Origin of the sequence: Burkholderia sp. Ac-20384 (genome assembly GCF_017104605.1) — a bacterium.
GTDB classification, from domain to species: Bacteria; Pseudomonadota; Gammaproteobacteria; order Burkholderiales; family Burkholderiaceae; genus Burkholderia; species Burkholderia lata.
Map to the genome: position 1 here is coordinate 32,052 of NZ_JAAGPE010000018.1, position 19,840 is coordinate 51,891.

Below are 19,840 nucleotides of genomic sequence, written 5' to 3' on the forward strand. Positions count from 1 at the left end.
TCACAAGAATTTGACCGGCAGGTTCATCGTCGTTGCCACTGATGGGGTAGCGAATGTGTATGGGCAGGCATCGACGAATGCAAATTTCTAGATGAACAATCTATCGACAAGCCGAAAGGTATTAGTGGCGCTGATGTTAAGCACTATGAGCGCTGCAGGTTGGGCGGGTATCAGCGATACGCTGTTCGGGCTTTCGGGGGGCGACAGCAATAGCAGTTCGGCAACGTCCACGACGGCTGGTGGCGGCGGACAGCGCGGTGTCGCGTCGACGGGGTTTGGGTACAACCCCGACGATATCGCAACAGCATCGCTCGCACTTCAAAGCGGCAAACTGTCGCGTCAACAAAGCAACCCAGGGGCGGGCACACCAAGCCCGGTTGATGTCAGTGTGGCACCGCAGGCGCCGAACAGCATGTTCGGCTCGCAGTTGTTTGGCGGAACATTTCATAATAGCCGCGGTACTGGGTTTAATCCGGGCTATCAGGTCAGCATCGGGGATACCGTTACGTTGCGGATGTGGGGTGCATTCGTATTCGACGGTCAACTGGTCGTTGATCCGCAGGGGAATATCTTCGTTCCGAATGTCGGGCCGGTCACTGTGGCCGGCGTGCGGAATGCCGATTTGAACGGGCGCGTGCTGGCTGAGGTGCGGAAGGTATACAAGGCGAACGTGAACGTTTACGCCAGCCTCGATGTCGCGCAGCCCGTGAAGGTTTTCGTCACCGGGTACGTTAAGCAGCCCGGTATGTACGGTGGCATCGCATCGGAAAGCATCTTGTCCTACCTGGACAAGGCCGGTGGTGTCGATGTCGACCGCGGCAGCTACGTTGACGTGATGGTCAAGCGCGCCGGTGTTGTGCGCAAGCGGTTCAATCTGTACGACTTCTTGCTGAATGGCGAGATCGATCAGCTGCAGCTGGCCGATGGCGACGTAATCGTTGTTGGGCCGAGGGAGCATGTGTTTACCGTGCGAGGCGAGGTCTACAACGCATACGACTTTGAATTTGCCACGCCGGTGATCACGTTGCAGCAGGCGCTTTCAGTCGCACGTCCGAAACCGGGTGCGACGCACGTCAGCATCGTACGTCGTCAAGGAACGGAACGAACGACCGAGTATTACCCGATTTCCGGTGCGTCAAACGTTAGGCTTAACGATGGTGATCAGCTTACGGTCACGTCGGATCGCTATGCTGGCACGATTCAGGTTCGGGTCGAGGGTGCTCATTCGGGAGAGCACGCGCTGGTGCTGCCGTACGGCTCGACGATGGCGCAGGTACTCAGTCAGGTCCGGACGAATCCGTTGTCGCGAGTCGATGAAACCCAGTTGTTCCGTAAGTCGGTGGCGGACCGCCAGAAGGAAATGCTGGGCGTCGAATTGCAGAAGCTTCAGGAGGCGGCGCTTTCGGCACCGTCCGCGACAAGTGAGGAAGCAAACCTGCGTTCGAAGGAAGCGGAAAACATCACGAAGTTTGCCGCGCTTGCGAGCAAGACCGAGTTTAAGGGGCAGGTTGTTCTCAATGAGCAGACGATGGGGAGCGTCATTCTTGAGGATGGTGACGTCATCAACATCCCCGAGCGGACCAGTGTCGTCATGGTGCATGGAGAGGTGCTTTTCCCGAACGCCGTTGAATGGCAATCGGGCATGACGGCGGAAAACTACGTAGCTCACGTCGGCGGCTACACGCAGAAAGCGGACAACAGCAAGATCATCGTGATCCATCAGAACGGCAAAGCCGAGCTTGCCGACAGCGATACGAAGATTGCTGAGGGTGACGAGCTTATGGTGTTGCCGAAGGTGAAATCGAAGAGTATCGAGATCACGCGCGGGATCACGCAAATCCTGTATCAGATGGCGGTTGCCGCGAAGCTGATCTTCTGGTGATGGTTGCAGTACTCACGTTACCCGCAACAAGGGTATGTAACGTGACATCGAGAGGGCCGAGGACGCCTTGTTGGCACAAGTGCGTCCGGGCAAATTGCTCCTTGTGAGCGTAGAGAAAACAATAGCAACAATAATTACCATGAAAATTCTGACCGTGTTTGGCACGCGGCCAGAGGCGATCAAGATGGCGCCACTGGTGCATGCGCTAAGGGGGAAGGCTGGCGTTGACTGTCGCGTTTGCGTCACTGCCCAGCATCGGCAAATGCTGGATCAGGTGCTCGATCTTTTCGAGATAACCCCGGATTACGATCTGAACCTGATGAAGGCGGGACAAACGCTTCAGTCGATAACGTGCGATATCGTGAACGAGATCTCGCCAGTTCTCGAATCGTTCAGACCGGACTATATGCTCGTGCACGGCGATACGACAACGACGTTCGCAAGCGCGCTGGCGGCGTTCTACCTGAAGATCAAAGTGGGGCACGTCGAAGCCGGATTGCGTAGCGGTGATATGTACTCACCTTGGCCGGAAGAGGGCAATCGAAAGCTGACCGGGCAACTAGCCGACATCCACTTTGCTCCGACCGAGGTGTCGCGCGAGAACTTGATTGCAGAACGCGTGAGAGACGAGAACATCATCGTGACGGGCAACACCGTCATCGACGCCCTTTTGGCCGTTACCAAACGACTCGAATGCGACCAGGTACTGCAACGCCAGATGCGCGATGCATTTCCGGAATTGCGCGACGGTCGCCGCATGGTTCTCGTCACCGCTCACCGCCGCGAGAACTTCGGAGACGGCATACGCAATATCTGCCAGGCGATTCGCCAGTTGGCGGCGCAATATGATGATGTGGATTTTGTCTATCCGGTTCATCTGAATCCCCAGGTCAAGTTACCGGCAGAGGAAATACTGTCCGGCATCTCCAACGTTCATCTGCTGACTCCGCAGGACTACTTGCCATTTGTCTACCTGATGTCGCGCTCCACGTTGATCTTGACCGATTCCGGCGGGATTCAGGAGGAGGCGCCGTCGCTTGGTAAGCCAGTGCTTGTCATGCGCGATACCACGGAACGTCCCGAAGCTGTTGCAGCTGGCACGGTGCTTCTGGTGGGCTCCGAAAGCGATCGTATCGTCGCGGCATGCCGCGACTTGCTTGACGATCCGAAGCGGTATGAAGAGATGGCACGCGCACACAATCCTTATGGAGACGGGCGCGCATGCGAGCGCATCGTGAACCGGCTCGTGGGCGAAATCGGTCGCGACGACGCAGAGCCTGATTCTGCGGAATCCGAATCCACCCGAGTGCTCGCCGGGTAACACCACGCAAGCGACGAGCGTTGCCCGTTTATTGATCTGGTTTGTACGGCAAGTCAATGACTTGCCGCTACCTGATACATCATTGAGGATGTTCCGTGAAAAATTCCATTCAATCCATCTCCGTCATCGGACTCGGGTACATCGGGCTCCCGACCGCGGCCGTGCTCGCATCGCGCAAGATCAAGGTCGTCGGTGTCGACATCGATCAGCATGCTGTTGACACGATCAACCGGGGCGAAATCCATATCGTCGAACCTGAGCTGGACATCGTTGTCCACGCAGCAGTGACGGAGGGGTGGCTGCGTGCGACGACGCGGCCGGAAGTCGCAGATGCATTCATGATTGCCGTACCGACACCGTTCCACGGCAACTACGAGCCGGATCTGTCGTATGTTAAAGCCGCAAGCGAGTCAATTGCACCTGTTCTCAAGAAGGGAGATATCGTAATTCTTGAGTCGACCTCTCCCGTCGGTACGACGGAACAGATGGTCGAATGGCTGGCGCAGGCACGCCCCGATCTCGTGTTCCCCGCCAAGGATCGCGACGAATGCGACGTCTTCGTTGCCTATTGCCCGGAGCGAGTCCTGCCCGGACAGGTTATCCGAGAGTTGATCGAGAACGACCGCGTTATCGGGGGCGTTAATCTGGTTTCGGCAGTACGCGCGCAGGAAGTTTATCGGACGTTCGTCAACGGGCAACTGCTCGTGACCGACGCTCGCACGGCCGAGATGTCGAAGCTGACGGAGAACGCCTTCCGCGATGTCAACATCGCGTTTGCAAACGAGCTCTCGCTTATCTGTGACAAGCTTGGAATCAACGTTTGGGAGTTGATCGGCATTGCGAATCATCACCCGCGAGTCAATATCCTGCAACCCGGGCCGGGAGTTGGGGGGCACTGCATTGCAGTCGATCCGTGGTTCATCGTCAACAAGACGCCGGATCAGGCGCGACTGATCCGGCAGGCCCGCGAAGTGAATGATTCGAAGCCGAGGTGGGTGATCAACAAGGTTCGTGCAGCTATCGAATCTCTGTGCGAAGCAGGGAAGTCGCCACGCGATATCCGGATTGCCTGCTTCGGTCTCGCATTCAAGCCGAACATTGACGATTTGCGCGAAAGTCCGTCGCTCGATATCGCAAACAAGCTCGCCAACGCCTATCCGGGCCAGGTTCTCGTCGTCGAGCCGCACGTCGAGGCAGTTCCCGAAGAGCTTTCGGTGAGCAACGTGAAACTGCTGGATTGTGACGATGCACTGGCGCAGGCGGACGTGCTTGTCATGCTGGTCGATCACGCGCGATTCAAGGAGATCAAACCCGCTTTGCGTGCGGATCAACGACTCGTCGACACCAAAGGTATCTGGGCGTGAGCTACCTTCGATGACACCTCCATCGACCGGATGGAAAGAAGAACGTGAATTTTGAAAGGGCAGGGAAGTCGGATGAGCGTGAATGTCGAGGCAGGGGCGGACGACAATTGCCGTGAGCTGGACGCTTTACGGCAGGAGTGTGACCAGTATGCGGCGCAATGCGCTGCGTTGCGGGTCGAGCGGACGGCGCAGGACGCGATCGTTGTGCGGCTCGAGGCAGAGGTCGAACGCCTACGCGGGATTCAAGACACCGAACGCGTTACGAGTCCAGTTCCTAGCTCGCAGCCGACTGACGTCACCATTAGCGACGAGATCGAGCATTCACCGACATTCGACGATTTCGCAGTCCGATTCGACACGTTGAAGGTTCAGCGCGAGCGCGAAGAGGAGACGTTCAGGCAGTACCGCACCGACACCGGTGCCACGATCGAAGCGCTGGCAGCCGAGCTTGCCCGGCGCGACGAGACGATCAGGACGCTGGCTGGAGAAAACGAAGCGGCGCGAAGTCACGCGCAGCGGCAGGAGCAATTGCGTGTCAGCGGCGTTACTGCACTTGAGCAGAAAGTTGCCGACCTGGAAGCGGAACGCGATGCGCGAGCGGTCGAGCGTCAGGAGATCGGTTCAACCCTTTCCGTGCTGCGCTCGGAAAGCAAATCGACGTCAGCGCATCTCGATCGGATCAAAGTGGATGCGGTTCGCAACAAGGTTGCGCTCAACGAGGCAAATGCGCAGATCGAGCGCCTTCGCCAGCAACTGATCGCAGCCAACCAGCAGGTTCTGCGGACGAAGAACACTCTTTCATTTCAGCTCGGCCATGCGCTGATCTTTGCAACCAAGTCGTGGGGCGGGTTCGTCGCATTGCCGGGCAAGCTGCTGGCGATTCATCGTCTGTCGAACCAGCGGCGTGATGAAAAGGCGCTCAAATGGCAGAACACCACAAACCTCCGACCTGTTCTGCAGGAGGTCGCTGGCCGCTTGCATGGGGAGGTCGCTGAACCTGTGGCAGTAGCCGCGCGCGCGCGCCTACAGGGATTGCATGACGACGATGGGCAGCAACTCGTGCATCGGATGAAGCAGCTGAAGGTCGCTGCGATCATGGACGAGTTTACGTTTGGGTCGTACGATCCCGAATGCAATCTGCTGCAATTGACGCCCGCGCACTGGCAAGCAGAACTGAGTACGTTCAATCCGGACATGCTGTTCATCGAATCAGCCTGGCGCGGCAAAGACGATCTCTGGGGCAGCAAGGTCGGTCACCTCAGCCAGGAGGTCATGGGCATCATCCAGTGGTGTCGTGATCACAAGATTCCGACAATATTCTGGAATAAGGAAGATCCTGTTCATTTCGAGACGTTCCTGACCACCGCAAAGCTCTTCGATTTTGTCTTCACGACAGATATCGACTGTATTCATCGGTACAAGTCGGCACTTGGACATGACCGAGTCTATCTGCTGCCGTTCGCCGCGCAGCCGCTCGTCAACAATCCGGTCGAGAAGTACGAGCGCAAAGACGCGTTCTGCTTTGCTGGCGCCTATTATGTTCGCTATCCCGAGCGCACGCGCGATCTCGGGAATTTCATTGTCAATCTGCCTGAGTTCCGGCCGCTGGAGATCTACGACAGAAACTACGGGAAGGACGATGCGAACTATCGATTTCCGGACGAGTATCAACCTTTTGTCGTCGGAAATCTGCCGTACTCGGAGATCGACAAGGCATACAAGGGCTACCGCTACGCGATCAACCTGAACTCGATCAAGCAGTCGCAATCGATGTTCGCTCGCCGGGTATACGAACTGCTTGCGTCCAATACGATTACCGTCAGCAATTTCTCGCGCGGGGTGCGCTTGATGTTTGGCGACCTCGTTGTCACGAGCGATAGTGGGGCAGAGATTCGGCGTCGCCTCGAAGTACTTGGCAATGACGAGTCCGGCGCGCGAAAACTTCGCCTTGCCGCGCTTCGCAAGGTGATGCGGGAACACACGTATCAGGATCGGCTGGCGTACGTGATCTCGAAGGTTAGCGAGGAAACACTGCCGTCCCTGATGCCGCAGATCATCGTGATCGGCTACGCGAAAGATCAGGCGCAAGCAGACTGCCTGCTGCAGTCATTCGCTCGGCAGCAGTACGAGGCGAAGACGCTGGTATTGGTCGTTCCCGAGCAATTCAGTCTCCACGGGGCGCCGGAAGGCGGCTCGGTGCGCGTGCTGTCTTCGCTCGAATCGGATACCGTAATGCTGCATGCGCTCGCATCACCAGACGCATGGCTTTCCGTGATGGTCGCGGACGATTACTACGGCGCGCACTATCTGACGGATCTCGCGCTTGCGACGCGCTATTCGGATGCACTTGCGATTGGCAAGGGCGCCCAGTACGTCTGGTCGGCCAACAAGGGCCTGTCACTGGTGGACGGGAGCACGGCCTATGCGCGCGTCGCCGGTGTTGCTGCGCGAGCCGGCATAGCACGATTCGACTCGTTGCCTGGTGTTACGTTACGCGATTGGGTGCGGGAGCTGTATACCGCCCGGTTCGGTGGCGATAGCGGTTTCGCCGTCGACGAATTCAACTATTGCCGCAGCGGTGTCGCGCTCGACGCCGACGGTCGCGCTGCAGTCGACGATATCGCCGACCTGGATCACGGCTTGACGCTCGCGGAGATTCAGAGACGTGCTGAAGCGATCGTGCCGGAGCGGGTCGACAGCGTTGCACTTCCGCAACTTCGTGGCGGCGATCTTGCCGCGCTGTTGTCGAAGTCGCCGGCTAACAGTCGTGTTTCGATGGTCGAGCGCGGAGGTTGCCTCCAGGTTGATTCCGCGTTGCCTGACGGTTCGCACGAGTACTGGTATGCAGATCGCGATTTCGAACCGTCGGCGTTGTCGGTCGACAACGGGAACCTGCGGTTCCATCTCGAGATTTCTCCTGGCTTAAATCTTCAGATCGCCGTGCTGTTTCTCGACAGCGCGAAGGCCCGCATTGGTCATGTTGTCAAGGCGGCGAACCGCAATCACGACGTCGAACTGCCGTCGGGCACCGCGTATCTGCGGATCGGTCTACGCGTTTATGCAAGTGGCTCGACACGCGTGCAATCGCTGTTGCTCGGCCATCGCTCGCTTCTGCCAGCCGACTTGTTTGCGCAGGGACCTCACCTCGTTCTGACGAACCACTATCCGTCGTACGACGATCTATATCGCAACGCGTTCGTCCACAGCCGTGTACGCGCCTATCGTGAACAAGGTGTGCGCTGCGACGTGTTCCGCTTCCGTGATGAGCGGACAGCCGAGTATCAGGAATTCGAAAACGTCGATGTAATGACCGGCGGCGCGGATGTCCTCGAGCTTTTGCTGAAGACGGGCGGATACCGCTCGGTACTCGTGCATTTTCTCGATGATGCGATGTGGCGCGTGCTGAAGCCATATGCGGATCGTCTAAAGATCGTGGTATGGGCACACGGCGCCGATATTCAGCACTTCAAGCGTCGTGCATTCCTGTACGACGACGCCGAGCAGCGTACTGCGGCTGCCGCGAAGAGCGAGCGCCGCGTCGAGTTCTGGCGTGACGTATTGACGAACCGGCCACCGGCGCTGCATGTCGTATTCGTGTCGCAGTATCTTGCGACGACGGCGATGGAGGACCTTGGCATTACGTTGCCGGACGACGCATACAGCATCATCCATAACCCGATCGACACGACGCGGTTCGACTATGTGGAGAAGGACGTTGAACTGCGAACGAAGGTTCTGTCGATTCGACCGTACGCATCGAAGGTTTATGCCAATGACCTAAGCGTGGCTGCGATTCTCATGTTGTCAAGCAAGCCAGGCTTTGATCGTATGCAGTTCCATCTGATCGGGGACGGTGCGCTTTTCGATGAGACCGTTGCACCGCTTCGGGAATTTCCGAATGTCCGTATTGAGCGGCGCTTCCTGACGCAGTGCGAGATCGCCGACTTGCACAAGGACTACGGCGTGTTTCTGTGCCCGTCCCGGATGGATACACAAGGGGTTTCGCGAGACGAGGCGATGGCGTCGGGCCTCGTTCCGGTGACCAATGCTGTCGCAGCGATTCCGGAATTTGTCGACGAATCAAGCGGGGTACTCGCGCCGGCTGAAGACGTGCACGCGATTGCCGAAGGGCTTCTCGCCCTCGCGGAGAACCCTCGATTGTTTGCTGACATGAGCGCGCGTGCGGCGCGCCGCGTAAGAATGCAAAGTGGTCACGATCTGGTAATCCACCGCGAGATCGCGTGCTTTGCGAACGGTGTGGACGCAGCCGGCCGGGAAGCGGGCCAGATTGTGTAACGGATCGGCATCTTGTGCAGGAGTCCGACCGTATGCACGAACACACAGGAAAATAATGGCGAAGGGGATTGCTTGATACGTCGAGTTGCACCGTCGCCGGCAATTGTTGCGGGGAATGATGGTTGACCAATACATGGATCGCGTCGTACTGAGCGAAAAAAACTCGATGATCTATTGTGCCGCACAGGTGGCGAAGCGGACATCGATCGAGTTCGGCGCAACGATTGCAGGTGGGCTGCCAGACGGCACGAATCTGATTCTTCTTATCAGCGGTGATGCGTTGACCGAGCAACACGCAACGGAGATTGGATTTGTGCCCACTAGGGGCGGCTACTATCAATACCTGAGACCGTCCGTAAACGGTGACTTGCTGCGTCACGCGTTCGAAATCCTGCCCGAGGTCCGGTCGATCGGCATCCGCCTCTGGGGGGTTGGTGTTCCGCCGGTTATCCTGGACGACCTTCGGGTGACCGGGGCTACCGCGGAGGAGGTCAGGTTTCTGTCCGCACGCGCACGTCGAATTGTGCGGCGATGGGATCCACTCGTTTCACAACCACAGCGGCCGTTGGCTGCTAACCTTCTGCTTGCAAGGCACGCATGCGGGCCTGCATGCATCGTGCATTGCAACAAGTGGTTCGAATCAATGGACGGTTACGAAGCCCGGACGAAACTTTCCGAATTCGGGCGAGATGACGTCTATGTCGAACGCGATACCGGCGAGCTCATCCCGGCGAGCATTCAACGTGCTCGGCCTGCGATGCTCGAAATCCCTGAGTCGATCGACGAATACTGGGCTGGGATAGGCGATAAATCCCGCAACATGGTTCGCAAAGCACGGCGACTCGGGTACGAATTTCGCGAGGTCGGTCCAGGAAGCTACGATCAAGACATCTACGAGATCCGGACGTCGGATCCGATGCGGCAGGGACGCCCTATTCCGGACTACTACTATTCGAATCCACCGGTGCACGTTCTTGCTCCGAGTCGAGTTGGCTGCCGGTTGCATACCGAGAAATTTTACGGAGTATTCAAAGACGGCCGGCTCGTTTCATATGTGACGCTCTTCCTCTTTGGAGAACTCGCTCAGGTCAATCATTTGTTGTGCCATCAGGCCCATTCGAGCAGTGGTGCGATGAATCTCAATGTGTTTCACGTCGTAGACGAACTCATCAGGCATCAGCCCGAGGTGAAATGCCTGAACTACCTATACATAGGGCAGTCCAGCGGCGGTATCAATCATTTCAAGAGGAGTGTCGGTTTCCGAGAGGCGAGTGTCATGACGTACGACAGCGTCGTGGAACTGTATGCGCAACGGAAACACAATCCATCGCTCACGGCCAATCCGGCAGTGCAGGAGAAGCAGGCTGTCGGGATGAAGCCGAAGGCGTCCAGCTGGGCATTCTTGCGCGAACGCGTGAGCGGTGACGTCATGACGGCGATCGAAAGTCGGCTGGGGCGGCGAGTCGCGCGCTTGCCGATGCCGGTATATCAGGAGTTCGAGCGTTACCTGTCGCGTGGATTGAGCGAGACGGTAATTGACTGGATGGAGGGCAGTTGCTTTGCCATTCCATTTCCTGACCGTATTCCGAATGCTGAGGACGCGCTATGCGGCTATATGCGCCGGCGTTTCAAGTCCAGTCCCATTACCGACCGCGGTTTCGAGACCGCGTTCAAAGGCAGCGATTTTCGTGCACTGGGGTACTTCCAGGTCAGCGATGATGAATCCCTGTTCTTCAGAGGGTTGCTGGTAGTAGAAAAAGTGACGTGCGTGGGACAGAGCAACGTTCGAGGGCTGAGCGAGGTTTTCCATCGGTTCGGGAAGAGCGGATTGCGTGCGGATTCGGTAGCGCAAAAGAAGTCGCAGGGAATATTCGTGACGCGTGACGTATTCGTTTCGTCGGTTTCCGATCTCGCGTCAAATCTCGATCGAATCGACCTTGCCGACGAGTATCAGCCTCTGTCGAACGACTGGCTGATCGGCAGCAATGTGAAGATGAGTTTTCCGTATGCAAGCGCGACTGTTGATGTGGACGTAAACCAGAAGTTCACCTGGGACGCGGAGTTGCCGAACAATTCGGTTCGCATGTGGTACTACTCGCTGATCTATATCGGACGACTGCTTGCGACGTTCAAGTCTTCAAACAGCAAGGCGGCGCTTGATTTGGCGCTGGCCTTGATATCGGACTATCTCGATTACGTGGCGACAGCGGAACATCGAGCCGGTGTCGATTCGATCGCCTCGGCCGATCACGCGACCGCGGAGCGCTTGAAGGTGATGCTTGCGCTGCATCAACTCATCAAGGGAATGAGCGAGCCGCGGGTCGTTGCATTGATGCCGAGATTGCTTGACGAGATGCACTATTGCGCGGAATGGTTGACCGAGGAAGCCAACCTTGGTGTGGGTAATCATCAGCTCATGGGATGCATGTCGCTGATCTATACCTATTCGCTTTTGGCAGACACGGTCGGATCCGTGTATCTCGACACCGCATTGCGTCGGGTACAGTCGTTGCTGGAGGAGTCGTTCGACAAGGACGGGCTGTGTAACGAAAACACGATCGGGTACCACAATTTCAATCTCTCGTTGTACGCTCGGATTCACGATGCGCTTGGAAAACTCGGGATCGCCGAAGCGGTCCGTGCGGATATCGAGCCGATACTTGAGAAGGCGATGCGGGCACTGCAACTCGCTATCTTCCCGAATGGTCTTATCCCGCCGATCGGTGATTCGCCGCGTTATGACTCTCGCGTAGCGTCACTTAACCAGTCGTTCTGCTTCTTCGAATCTGGATTTGCGGTTGTTAAACGTGACGATTTCTACATGTCGTTGATTTGTGGCGGGCGGACGAACTGGCACAAGCACATGGACGACACGGCGATTTACTTGCAGTACAAAGGCGAGGACGTATTCATTGACGGTGGCAGCTACTCGTACGATCAGCGCAATCCTCACACGCGCTGCATCACTTCGTCAGCAGGTCACAGTGGAGTGTTTCTTTCCCAGTTCGATGGATTGCCGCGATACGAACTGATTGCAAAGTACGGGCCGGTGACCGGCAGCATCCGACGGTTCGAGGAAAGCGAGGATGGTGTGCGCATCGAATGCGCGTACTCGGTACCAGGTTGTTGGACCAGCTTTCGACGATTCGTATACGTCCGTTGGGTTGGCGAGATTGTAATCGTGGACCAGGTCAGTTCGCCTAACCCGGAGGCTGCAGTCCAGCGTTATTTGCTCGCGCCCGGTGTTGCCGCGCACGCCGAGCACGGGATCATTCGACTCATCGGCGAAACGTTTGAGGGTGCAATTATTCATTCGTCGCGGAATGTCGATTTTTATCGGGGCGAGCAGGGTGAAAAAGTACGAGGGTGGAGCACCTACGATTTCGGTGAAATCTCGCCGACGACCGGCATAGACCTGCGCGACGGAAGCGTGACAGGTGAGTTTTCGTCGATTGTTCTACTGGATGGCACCGGTCCGGAGAGCTGTTCGGAGCAGGCGCGCGCGTTTTCGAACAAATCAGACCCGTTCTTCATGAATTGACCCGGGAATACAGGATCCCGCGTTGCCCTTACCCGATTTGCGATCTCGACCCATGTTGAAGGACATTCCGAATTGTTACCATTCGCCCGTCGGTATTCAGCTCTCCGATACCGGCACGCCATTCATGCTCGACGTCACGGGCGTGACACGCTTCTCGGTTTGCATGGATCTCGATTGCGGACCGAAGACGACGGCCAATCGCGCCCTGGTTCAAGTGGAGTTCAGCGAGGTGCCGGAGGAGCTCGAACGGTTCGGGCTTGTGCGCTCCCATCACGGGTGGTGGTACCGGTATGTCCCGACCCATGCTGGGCGCGTGTCTATCGACTGGGAATTTGCGCAAGCCGTGCCATTCTCGGGCACGGTACGTTTCAATATCGTGACGTGGAACGCGGATGATTGCATTCGTCTCATGTCGTTCGTCGCGTGGACGAGCCCTTCGGTAACTGGGCTCGGGGAGCGTTACGCATCATCGCGCGATGCCGAACGATATCCGCCGAAAATCTGGGCGAGCATCAGTGAATTTTTGGCTGCGCCTACGCTTCCGAGTTCCGCACATATCATTCCGGTCAATGACCTGATGGTCGAGTTTCTGCTCGTCGACCGACACACACCGGCTCTGTTTTGCTTTCTCCACGGAAACGCGCCTCGATCGGACGTTTTCAAGCTACCGATTTTCAGCGGTGTTTCGATGATGAACGACGTGAACAGTTCCGTTCTCATCTTCTCCGACCCTGCGCTATTGCTTGATCCGGGGCTGACACTGGCATGGCACGTCGGCACGTCGCCGACGCCGCTTCAGTATCTCTATGAGTTGATCACGAGAAAGGTTCGGTCTGTTCTCACTCCTGAGCGGATCGTATTCTGGGGCGGGTCCGGAGGCGGCTTCGCATCATTGTATCTGTCGACGAGATTTGCCGATTCGACCGCGTTCGTGTGGAATCCGCAAACTTCGATTCTGGCGTTCGAAGAGACATCGGTACGGAACTTCGGTCGTGTCTGCTTCGGCACCGACGATCTCGAAACGCTCAGAGGGCGTCTCGAAGACATTGCAGTCGCCGATCTATGGCAGGTCTACGGAAAGTCCGAAAATCGGGTGATCTATCTGCAGAATTTCACTGACTGGCATACGGACCATCACCTGAAACCCTTTCTGGAGAAGACGGGCTTCCATGGTGTTCGTGGAAGCGAATTTTGGGGCTGGTTGGGGGACAGGTTTTTTCTGCATCTCGGAAACCAGGCTCAAGGTCACGAGCCACCGCCGAGAGACACTATCAACGCATTCCTGGTCAAGCTGGCACATGCGGGTCCAGACCAAATCGAGACGGTCAAGTTCGCCGCGCGTTAAGCGTTGCAAGACGCTAGGGTATTGCTTGAATCGCAAGAGTACGATACGGGTCCGCCGACCTGTGAACGATGAATACGACGTGGTATCGCTATGAACGAAGCATGGATTGATCGGGTAGTACTGAATCGTGGTCGTGGAACACTGAGCGGTACATTCAGTGTCGAGCACAAGAGCTCCGTGCGCCTGTCTGCGGCGATCGGCTGGACTCCGCCGGAAAAGGGCAACATGCTCTTCGTGATCACGGGCGAGCAACTGACCGAAACGAAGGCCGCGGAGATCGGTTTCGTGAAGACGTCGTTCGGCTTCTACAAGTACCTGTTGCCATTCATCGAGGACGGGCGGATCGATTTCGAATTTGATGTGCTTCCCGAAGTGACGGGGTTCCAGATTCGTGCGTGGAACATGACGACACCCGTCGTTCTCGATGATGTGGTTTTGACGAGTGAGGGCGCCGTACCGGCATTTCCTGGGTCATCGCGACAAGTCATGAAGAAATGGCACGCGAAGACGGCGGACGGAAGCCGGCCGTTGACTGCGAATTTCCTGATTCGACACTCTGGATGTGGTTTCCATTGCGTTGCTCATTGTCATCGCTGGTTCGAATCGATGGATGAGTTCTCCGTCCGGTCGAAGAGTACGGCATTCAGCCGCGATGATGTCTATGTGGAGACTCAGACGGGCGAACTTGTTCCGGCTTCGTTGCAGCGGGCGCAGCCCGCTTTCCTCGACGTCCCGGCCTCGCTAGACCGGTATCTGAAAGTGATTGGCGACAAATCGCGAAACATGATCCGGAAGGCTCGCAAGATGGGCTACGAGTTCAGGGAGATTTCTCCGGAATCGCTCGGGCAGGACATCTACGAGATTCGAACGTCGGATCCGATGCGGCAGGGGCGGCCCATCTCGGAATATTTCCACACGAACCCTCCGCAGTACGTGACCGCTCCCAGCTTGATCGGCTGCGAGCTTCACACCGAGAAATTCTTCGGTATTTTTCTGGGTAGCCGGTTGGTGTCATACATTACCGTGCTGCTGTTCGGTGAATTTGCGCAGGTCAATCACATCCTTTGCCACAAGGCTCATGTTGCAAACGGCGTAATGAATCTGAACGTCATGCATATGGTCGATGAACTGATCAGACACCATCCGCATGTGAAGGCGGTGAATTACATGTATATCGCCGAGCATGCCAACGGAATCGATACATTCCGGCGCAGCGTCGGGTTCGCGTCACGGGGATTTCTCGTGTACGACGGTGCGTTGGCATTGTTCGACGACGATCGTGATCGCTCCACTTCTACCGCTGCAGACGAGTCTGCCATACGGCCGGCAGGCAAGAAGAAGGAGCGGTTTCGGTTACCGGAGTGGACATTCATTCGTGAGTCGATCAGTTTCGATGGCGCGCTCAAGTGTATGGAAGAGCGGGTTGGGCGCACGGTCACCCTGTTGCCTGAGCCGGCTCCGGAGCGATTCGTCGAGTGTATCGGCAAGGGGCTTTCGACCTCGGTCCTGGCACAGCCAGCAGGGGCGGTTATCGGCATACCGTTTCCTAGCCGCGGTGGCCGGGATCTCGCAGACGGTGTAGCTGAGTATCTGCATCGGCGCTTCAAGGGCGTGCCGGTCGGAAATGATGGCTTTCAGGCTGGCTTCAAAGGGGGCGAACTGCGTGCGATTGCATTCTTCGAAGTCGCCGAGTGGGCTGAGGACTTCTGCGATGGATTTCTGTTGCTCGAGAAGGTAACTGAACTGCCAGATGCGACGGTAGATGCTGAAGGAGAGAATGAAGCACGTGTAATGGATGCCGCCAGCTTCCTTGCGGCAACGGCCGATCGTCCACCCAGGCTGGATCTGATTCGGCTGGTCAACGACTATCAGCCGCTTGCCGAAGGCTGGCTAAGCGACGGCGTCGCGCAGATGTCGTTCATGGCAGGAGCCACGCGGGTCGAAGTCGGAATGAATGCGCGCTTTCCGTGGAATCACAAGTTCGCATTGAATGCCGACCGGATGTGGTATTACTCGCTCGCTTATATCGGCCGCCTGCTCGCGACGTGGGCGCAGACGCGGGATGTGGCGGCACGGCAGATGGCGATAGCACTGATCTCGGACTTCATGAGCTTCACGGCATCTCCGGAGAATCGACGGATGATCGGCAGCATCCCGTCTGCCGATCATTCAGCCAGTGAGCGTTTGAAGGTACTGCTGACCTGCCATCAGATGGTCGAGGAGGCTGGTGCAACGGAGTCAGCTGCATTCCGGATGCGTCTGTTGCAAGAAATCCATCGATGGGCCGAATGGATTTCCGACGACCGTAATTTGGGCGTCGGCAATCACAAGCTGATGGGTGCGATGTCGCTGATCTATGTGTATGCATTATTGAACGACGGGGCCGGCCAGGGTTATCTGGACATTGCTGCCGATCGGATTCTGTCGCTGGCAGATAATTCGTTCGACAAGGACGGACTATGCAACGAAAACACGATCGGCTATCACAATTTCAATCTGTCGCTCTACAGGAAGTTGCGGGCGGTGCTCGCGAACCTAGGGATCGCCGATTCCTTGTTCGAGAAGATTGATGCACTGATCGTGAAGGCATCTGGTGCGCTCGAACTGTGTGTGCTCCCAGACGGTAAAATTCCGCCGATCGGTGATTCGCCGCGCTACGATCTCGGGTTGCCGTCGCGAGACGGTACATTTTGCTTTTTTGAGTCAGGTTTTGCCGTAGTGAAGCGGGACGGTCTCTATTTCTCGTTGGTATGTGGCGGCACGACGGAGTGGCACAAGCAGATGGACGATTCGTCGATCTATCTGCAATACAACGGAGTCGACGTCGTGGTTGATGCAGGCAGTTATTCCTACGACCAGAGCGATGCGTATTCGCGGTGTGTCACGTCGACCACCGGCCACAGCGGTATCGTGCCGGCTCTGCTTGACGGCTTGCCGCGTCATGAAGTCCAGTCGAAATTCGGGCCGGTGTCCGGACGGATCGAGCGTTTCGAGGAGTCGGATGACGGCGTCCGTATTGCGTGTACTTATACCGTGCCGGGATGCGATACGACGCTTAATCGCTACGTGTTCGTCGCGCAATCCGACGAGGTGGTTGTGGTGGATACGTTCGACGCGCCGGACGCAGCCGATGTCGTGCAACGTTTCGTGCTCGGCCCCGAACTCACCGTGCTGTCCGACGATGGGGGTATTCGCCTGACCGCGCCGTCGTTTTCCGGCACCCTCAGGAATCACGGGGCAAATGCCGATATATACAAGGGCCAGACCGAAGGCAAGGTTCGTGGCTGGACTGCATTCGAATTCGGTCGGGTCGTGCCGACCATCGGTATTGATTTGCGGTCGGCGAACGCGGAGCGGGTGTATTCGACGATCATTCGTCTTGACGATGACGGATCGAACCGATGCTCTGAGGCGGCATTGAATTTCGCAGAACGCGCGGACCCGTTCTTTGGAGCGATCGTGGCGTGATTGTGTGGCTACAACAATAGCAAGTACGAGGAAAAATGGATGGCGCGCAGTAACCCGAAGCTTCTGATTCACGGAAGTTGCGTAAGCCGAGACGCCTTTACAGATCGATATCCGCAAGCAGCGCGATACGAGCTGGCGGGCTATCTTGCGCGCAGCTCGCTGGCGGCAGCGTTTTCGCCGGGCGTGGTCGAGAACGTCGACTTCGACGCAATTGTGTCGCCGTTTCAGCGCAGGATGGTTCAATCGGACGTCACGCATGGGCTGGCTGCAACACTGACGGGCGGTGTGTTTGATTTTCTGTTGATAGACCTGATCGACGAACGGTTCAGCGTGTTTGTGGACGAGCGGGGGGCAAGTTGCACCGTGTCGGGCGAGCTGCTGTCATCCGGATTCGAGGCAGGCAAGCGACGCGGCACGGTCATCAAGCCGTTTACTGATGCATTCTTCGACCGATGGGAAGAGGGGTGGCGTACGTTCGTCGCGATGCTGGATGCGCAAGGCAGGCTGAAGGCACTTGTCGTCAACGAGGTGTACTGGGCGCAAGTGTGCTCCGACGGCACCGATTTCGCACCGGCATATTCGCAGAATGACATTGCGCAGGCGAACGCCTTCTTGCACAGGCAATATGCACGGATGCGACAGGATCTTACCGACGAACAGTTTCTCCAGTTCGATCCGAAGTTGCTTGTCGGTGCAATCGATCATCAGTGGGGGAAAAGCCCGTTCCACTATGTGGGTGAGTATTACACCAGCCTGCTCGATCGTATCGAGCGGTATGTGACGCAGGTCGGATCGACGGTTGAGAGGACTTCCGACAAGCAGGAGAGCAGCGTGGGTTTTGTAAGATACGTCCAGGACAAGCTGCGATTGGCCGGGAGCCGGTTTCGTCACGAGGACGTGACGCCGGTGACGGCGTGGTTTAGCGATCGGGTAACGTTGCAGAAGGCGATGCAGGGGCTGGAAGCGAGTGTGCGTGCGACGGCACCGGCTCGCATCCGGTTCAGTGCTATCGTCAACGGTGACCTGTCCGGAAACCGCAACCTGCTGCTGGTCGTCGACGGCGAAAATCTGGTCGACGCCGACATGCACGCAATGGGATACATGAAGTCGTGGGTCGGTTACTTCCGGTATCTTAAGAGCGATATGCGTGACGACAGGTTGAGCACGGAAATCGTGGTCGATGCCCGGATCACGTCGGTCAAGGTGCTGACGTGGAACTTTGATGGTCCTGTTGTGCTCGCGGACGTGAATTTCGAGTCGGGTGGTGCTGTGCTCGACAGTCCGGCGCTGACGGCGAAGCGGAAAGACAGCACGCAGCCGGTCAACATCACGCGCCAGCCCGCGATTCGCGCCAACCTGATGCTCAGAAAGCATCGGTGCGGACCGGAATGCATCGTTCATTGCGACAAGTGGTTCACGTCGATGGATGCGTTCGCTTCCCGGCACGACGTCACGCGATTCGGACGTGAGCCCGTATTCGTGGAGGCGGCGAGCGGCGAACTGATGCCTGCAAGCCTGCAGAAGGCGAACCCAGCGTTCCTGTCGATTCCGGATACGGTGGATACGTATCTGCGTTCGATCGGGGACAAGTCGCGGAACATGATTCAGAAAGCGAACCGTCTTGGCTATCGCTTTCACGAGGGCGGTCATGCGGGGTTTGAACAGGACATTTACGAGATCCGCACGTCTGACCCGATGCGGCAGGGGCGGCCGATCCCCGAGTACTACTATTCGAATCCGCCAGTCTATGTGCTGAATCCGAGCGCAGTTGGCTGCGAATACCACACCGAGCGCTTTTTCGGAATCGTGCACGACGGCCATCTCGTTTCGTACATTTCGCTTTTCATGTTCGGGGAACTCGCCCAGATCAACCATATTCTCTGTCACAAGGAACACGTGAAGAACGGGGTCATGAACCTGAACGTTTTTTACGTCGTGAAGGAACTGATCGAGAAATTCCCTTGGGTCAAATCGATCAATTATCTCTATGTCGTTGACGACGGGATGGGCATCAACCTGTTCAAGCGAAGCGTCGGATTCCGGTCGCAGCGCTTCATGGCGTATGACAGTGCGCTGGACGCGATCCAGTATGCAGAGACCGAACACGACGTACAAGCCGATGCGGTACCCGACGCGCCGCGAGAAAGTCAGAAGCCGCGCGTAAAACTGGGGAAGTGGGAATTCGTACGGGCGTCTGTGCAGCGTGAGTCACTGGTGAAAAGGCTTGATTCATTGCTTGGTAGGCCGTTGGTCAGTGTGGCACATCCGGTCGACGGCGATTTTGCGAGGTTCTGCTCGGTCGGCATCGGCGAGAGTACGGAGTCTCACCCGGTTGGTGCGTGCTTTCTGGTGCCGTTCCCGAGTCGGGCTGTCGAAGAGAGTCATCCGGAAGTGGCGCGCTATTTAGCCAAACGTTTCAAAGGCAATCCGATTCCAGATGACGGGTTCTCAGTAGGGTTCCGTGGCGGTAACTTGAGGGCACTAGCCTATTTCGGCATCGAAGAGGATGCGGCGGATCTGTTCGACGGTGTGCTGGTGCTAGAGAAGGTGGCGTGATGCACGGTCGAGTCGTTGCAGAACAGTCTCGGATGTCGTTGTGTGTCAATCGGCAGGTGCGAATTTG

8 protein-coding genes are annotated in these 19,840 nt (G+C 57.1%); all 8 read left to right on the forward strand.

From position 1 onward, the window contains the following. Window positions 1–91: 91 nt before the first annotated feature. The 8 genes from G3O00_RS05700 (at window position 92) to G3O00_RS05735 (ending at window position 19,773) form a co-directional block, all read left to right on the forward strand. On the forward strand, window positions 92–1,882 hold the full coding sequence (locus G3O00_RS05700; protein WP_206142365.1) for a polysaccharide biosynthesis/export family protein: 1,791 nt from the start codon (window positions 92–94) through the stop codon (window positions 1,880–1,882). 139 nt (window positions 1,883–2,021) lie between these two features. After that, a complete protein-coding gene (gene wecB, locus G3O00_RS05705; RefSeq protein ID WP_241024974.1) occupies window positions 2,022–3,203 on the forward strand; it encodes a UDP-N-acetylglucosamine 2-epimerase (non-hydrolyzing) in 1,182 nt (393 codons plus the stop codon). 95 nt (window positions 3,204–3,298) lie between these two features. Continuing rightward, window positions 3,299–4,567 (forward strand): UDP-N-acetyl-D-mannosamine dehydrogenase, encoded by a 1,269-nt coding sequence (wecC, locus tag G3O00_RS05710; RefSeq protein ID WP_206142366.1) that lies wholly within the window; start codon window positions 3,299–3,301, stop codon window positions 4,565–4,567. Between the two features lie 72 nt (window positions 4,568–4,639). Beyond that, window positions 4,640–8,863, forward strand: a complete 4,224-nt coding sequence (locus G3O00_RS05715; protein ID WP_206142367.1) for a glycosyltransferase — start codon at window positions 4,640–4,642, stop codon at window positions 8,861–8,863. 133 nt (window positions 8,864–8,996) lie between these two features. Then, on the forward strand, window positions 8,997–12,404 hold the full coding sequence (locus G3O00_RS05720; protein WP_206142368.1) for a heparinase II/III family protein: 3,408 nt from the start codon (window positions 8,997–8,999) through the stop codon (window positions 12,402–12,404). Between the two features lie 52 nt (window positions 12,405–12,456). Beyond that, window positions 12,457–13,749 carry a hypothetical protein gene (locus G3O00_RS05725; protein ID WP_206142369.1) on the forward strand — a complete coding sequence of 431 codons (1,293 nt, stop codon included), beginning with the start codon at window positions 12,457–12,459 and terminating at the stop codon, window positions 13,747–13,749. A gap of 90 nt (window positions 13,750–13,839) precedes the next feature. Continuing rightward, entirely contained in the window at window positions 13,840–17,217 is a 3,378-nt protein-coding gene (locus tag G3O00_RS05730) for a heparinase II/III family protein (protein ID WP_206142370.1), read from the forward strand. 39 nt (window positions 17,218–17,256) lie between these two features. Next, the gene (locus tag G3O00_RS05735; protein WP_206142371.1) at window positions 17,257–19,773 is read left to right on the forward strand and encodes a DUF6270 domain-containing protein; all 2,517 of its coding nucleotides are present in this window, start codon (window positions 17,257–17,259) and stop codon (window positions 19,771–19,773) included. Window positions 19,774–19,840: the final 67 nt, after the last annotated feature.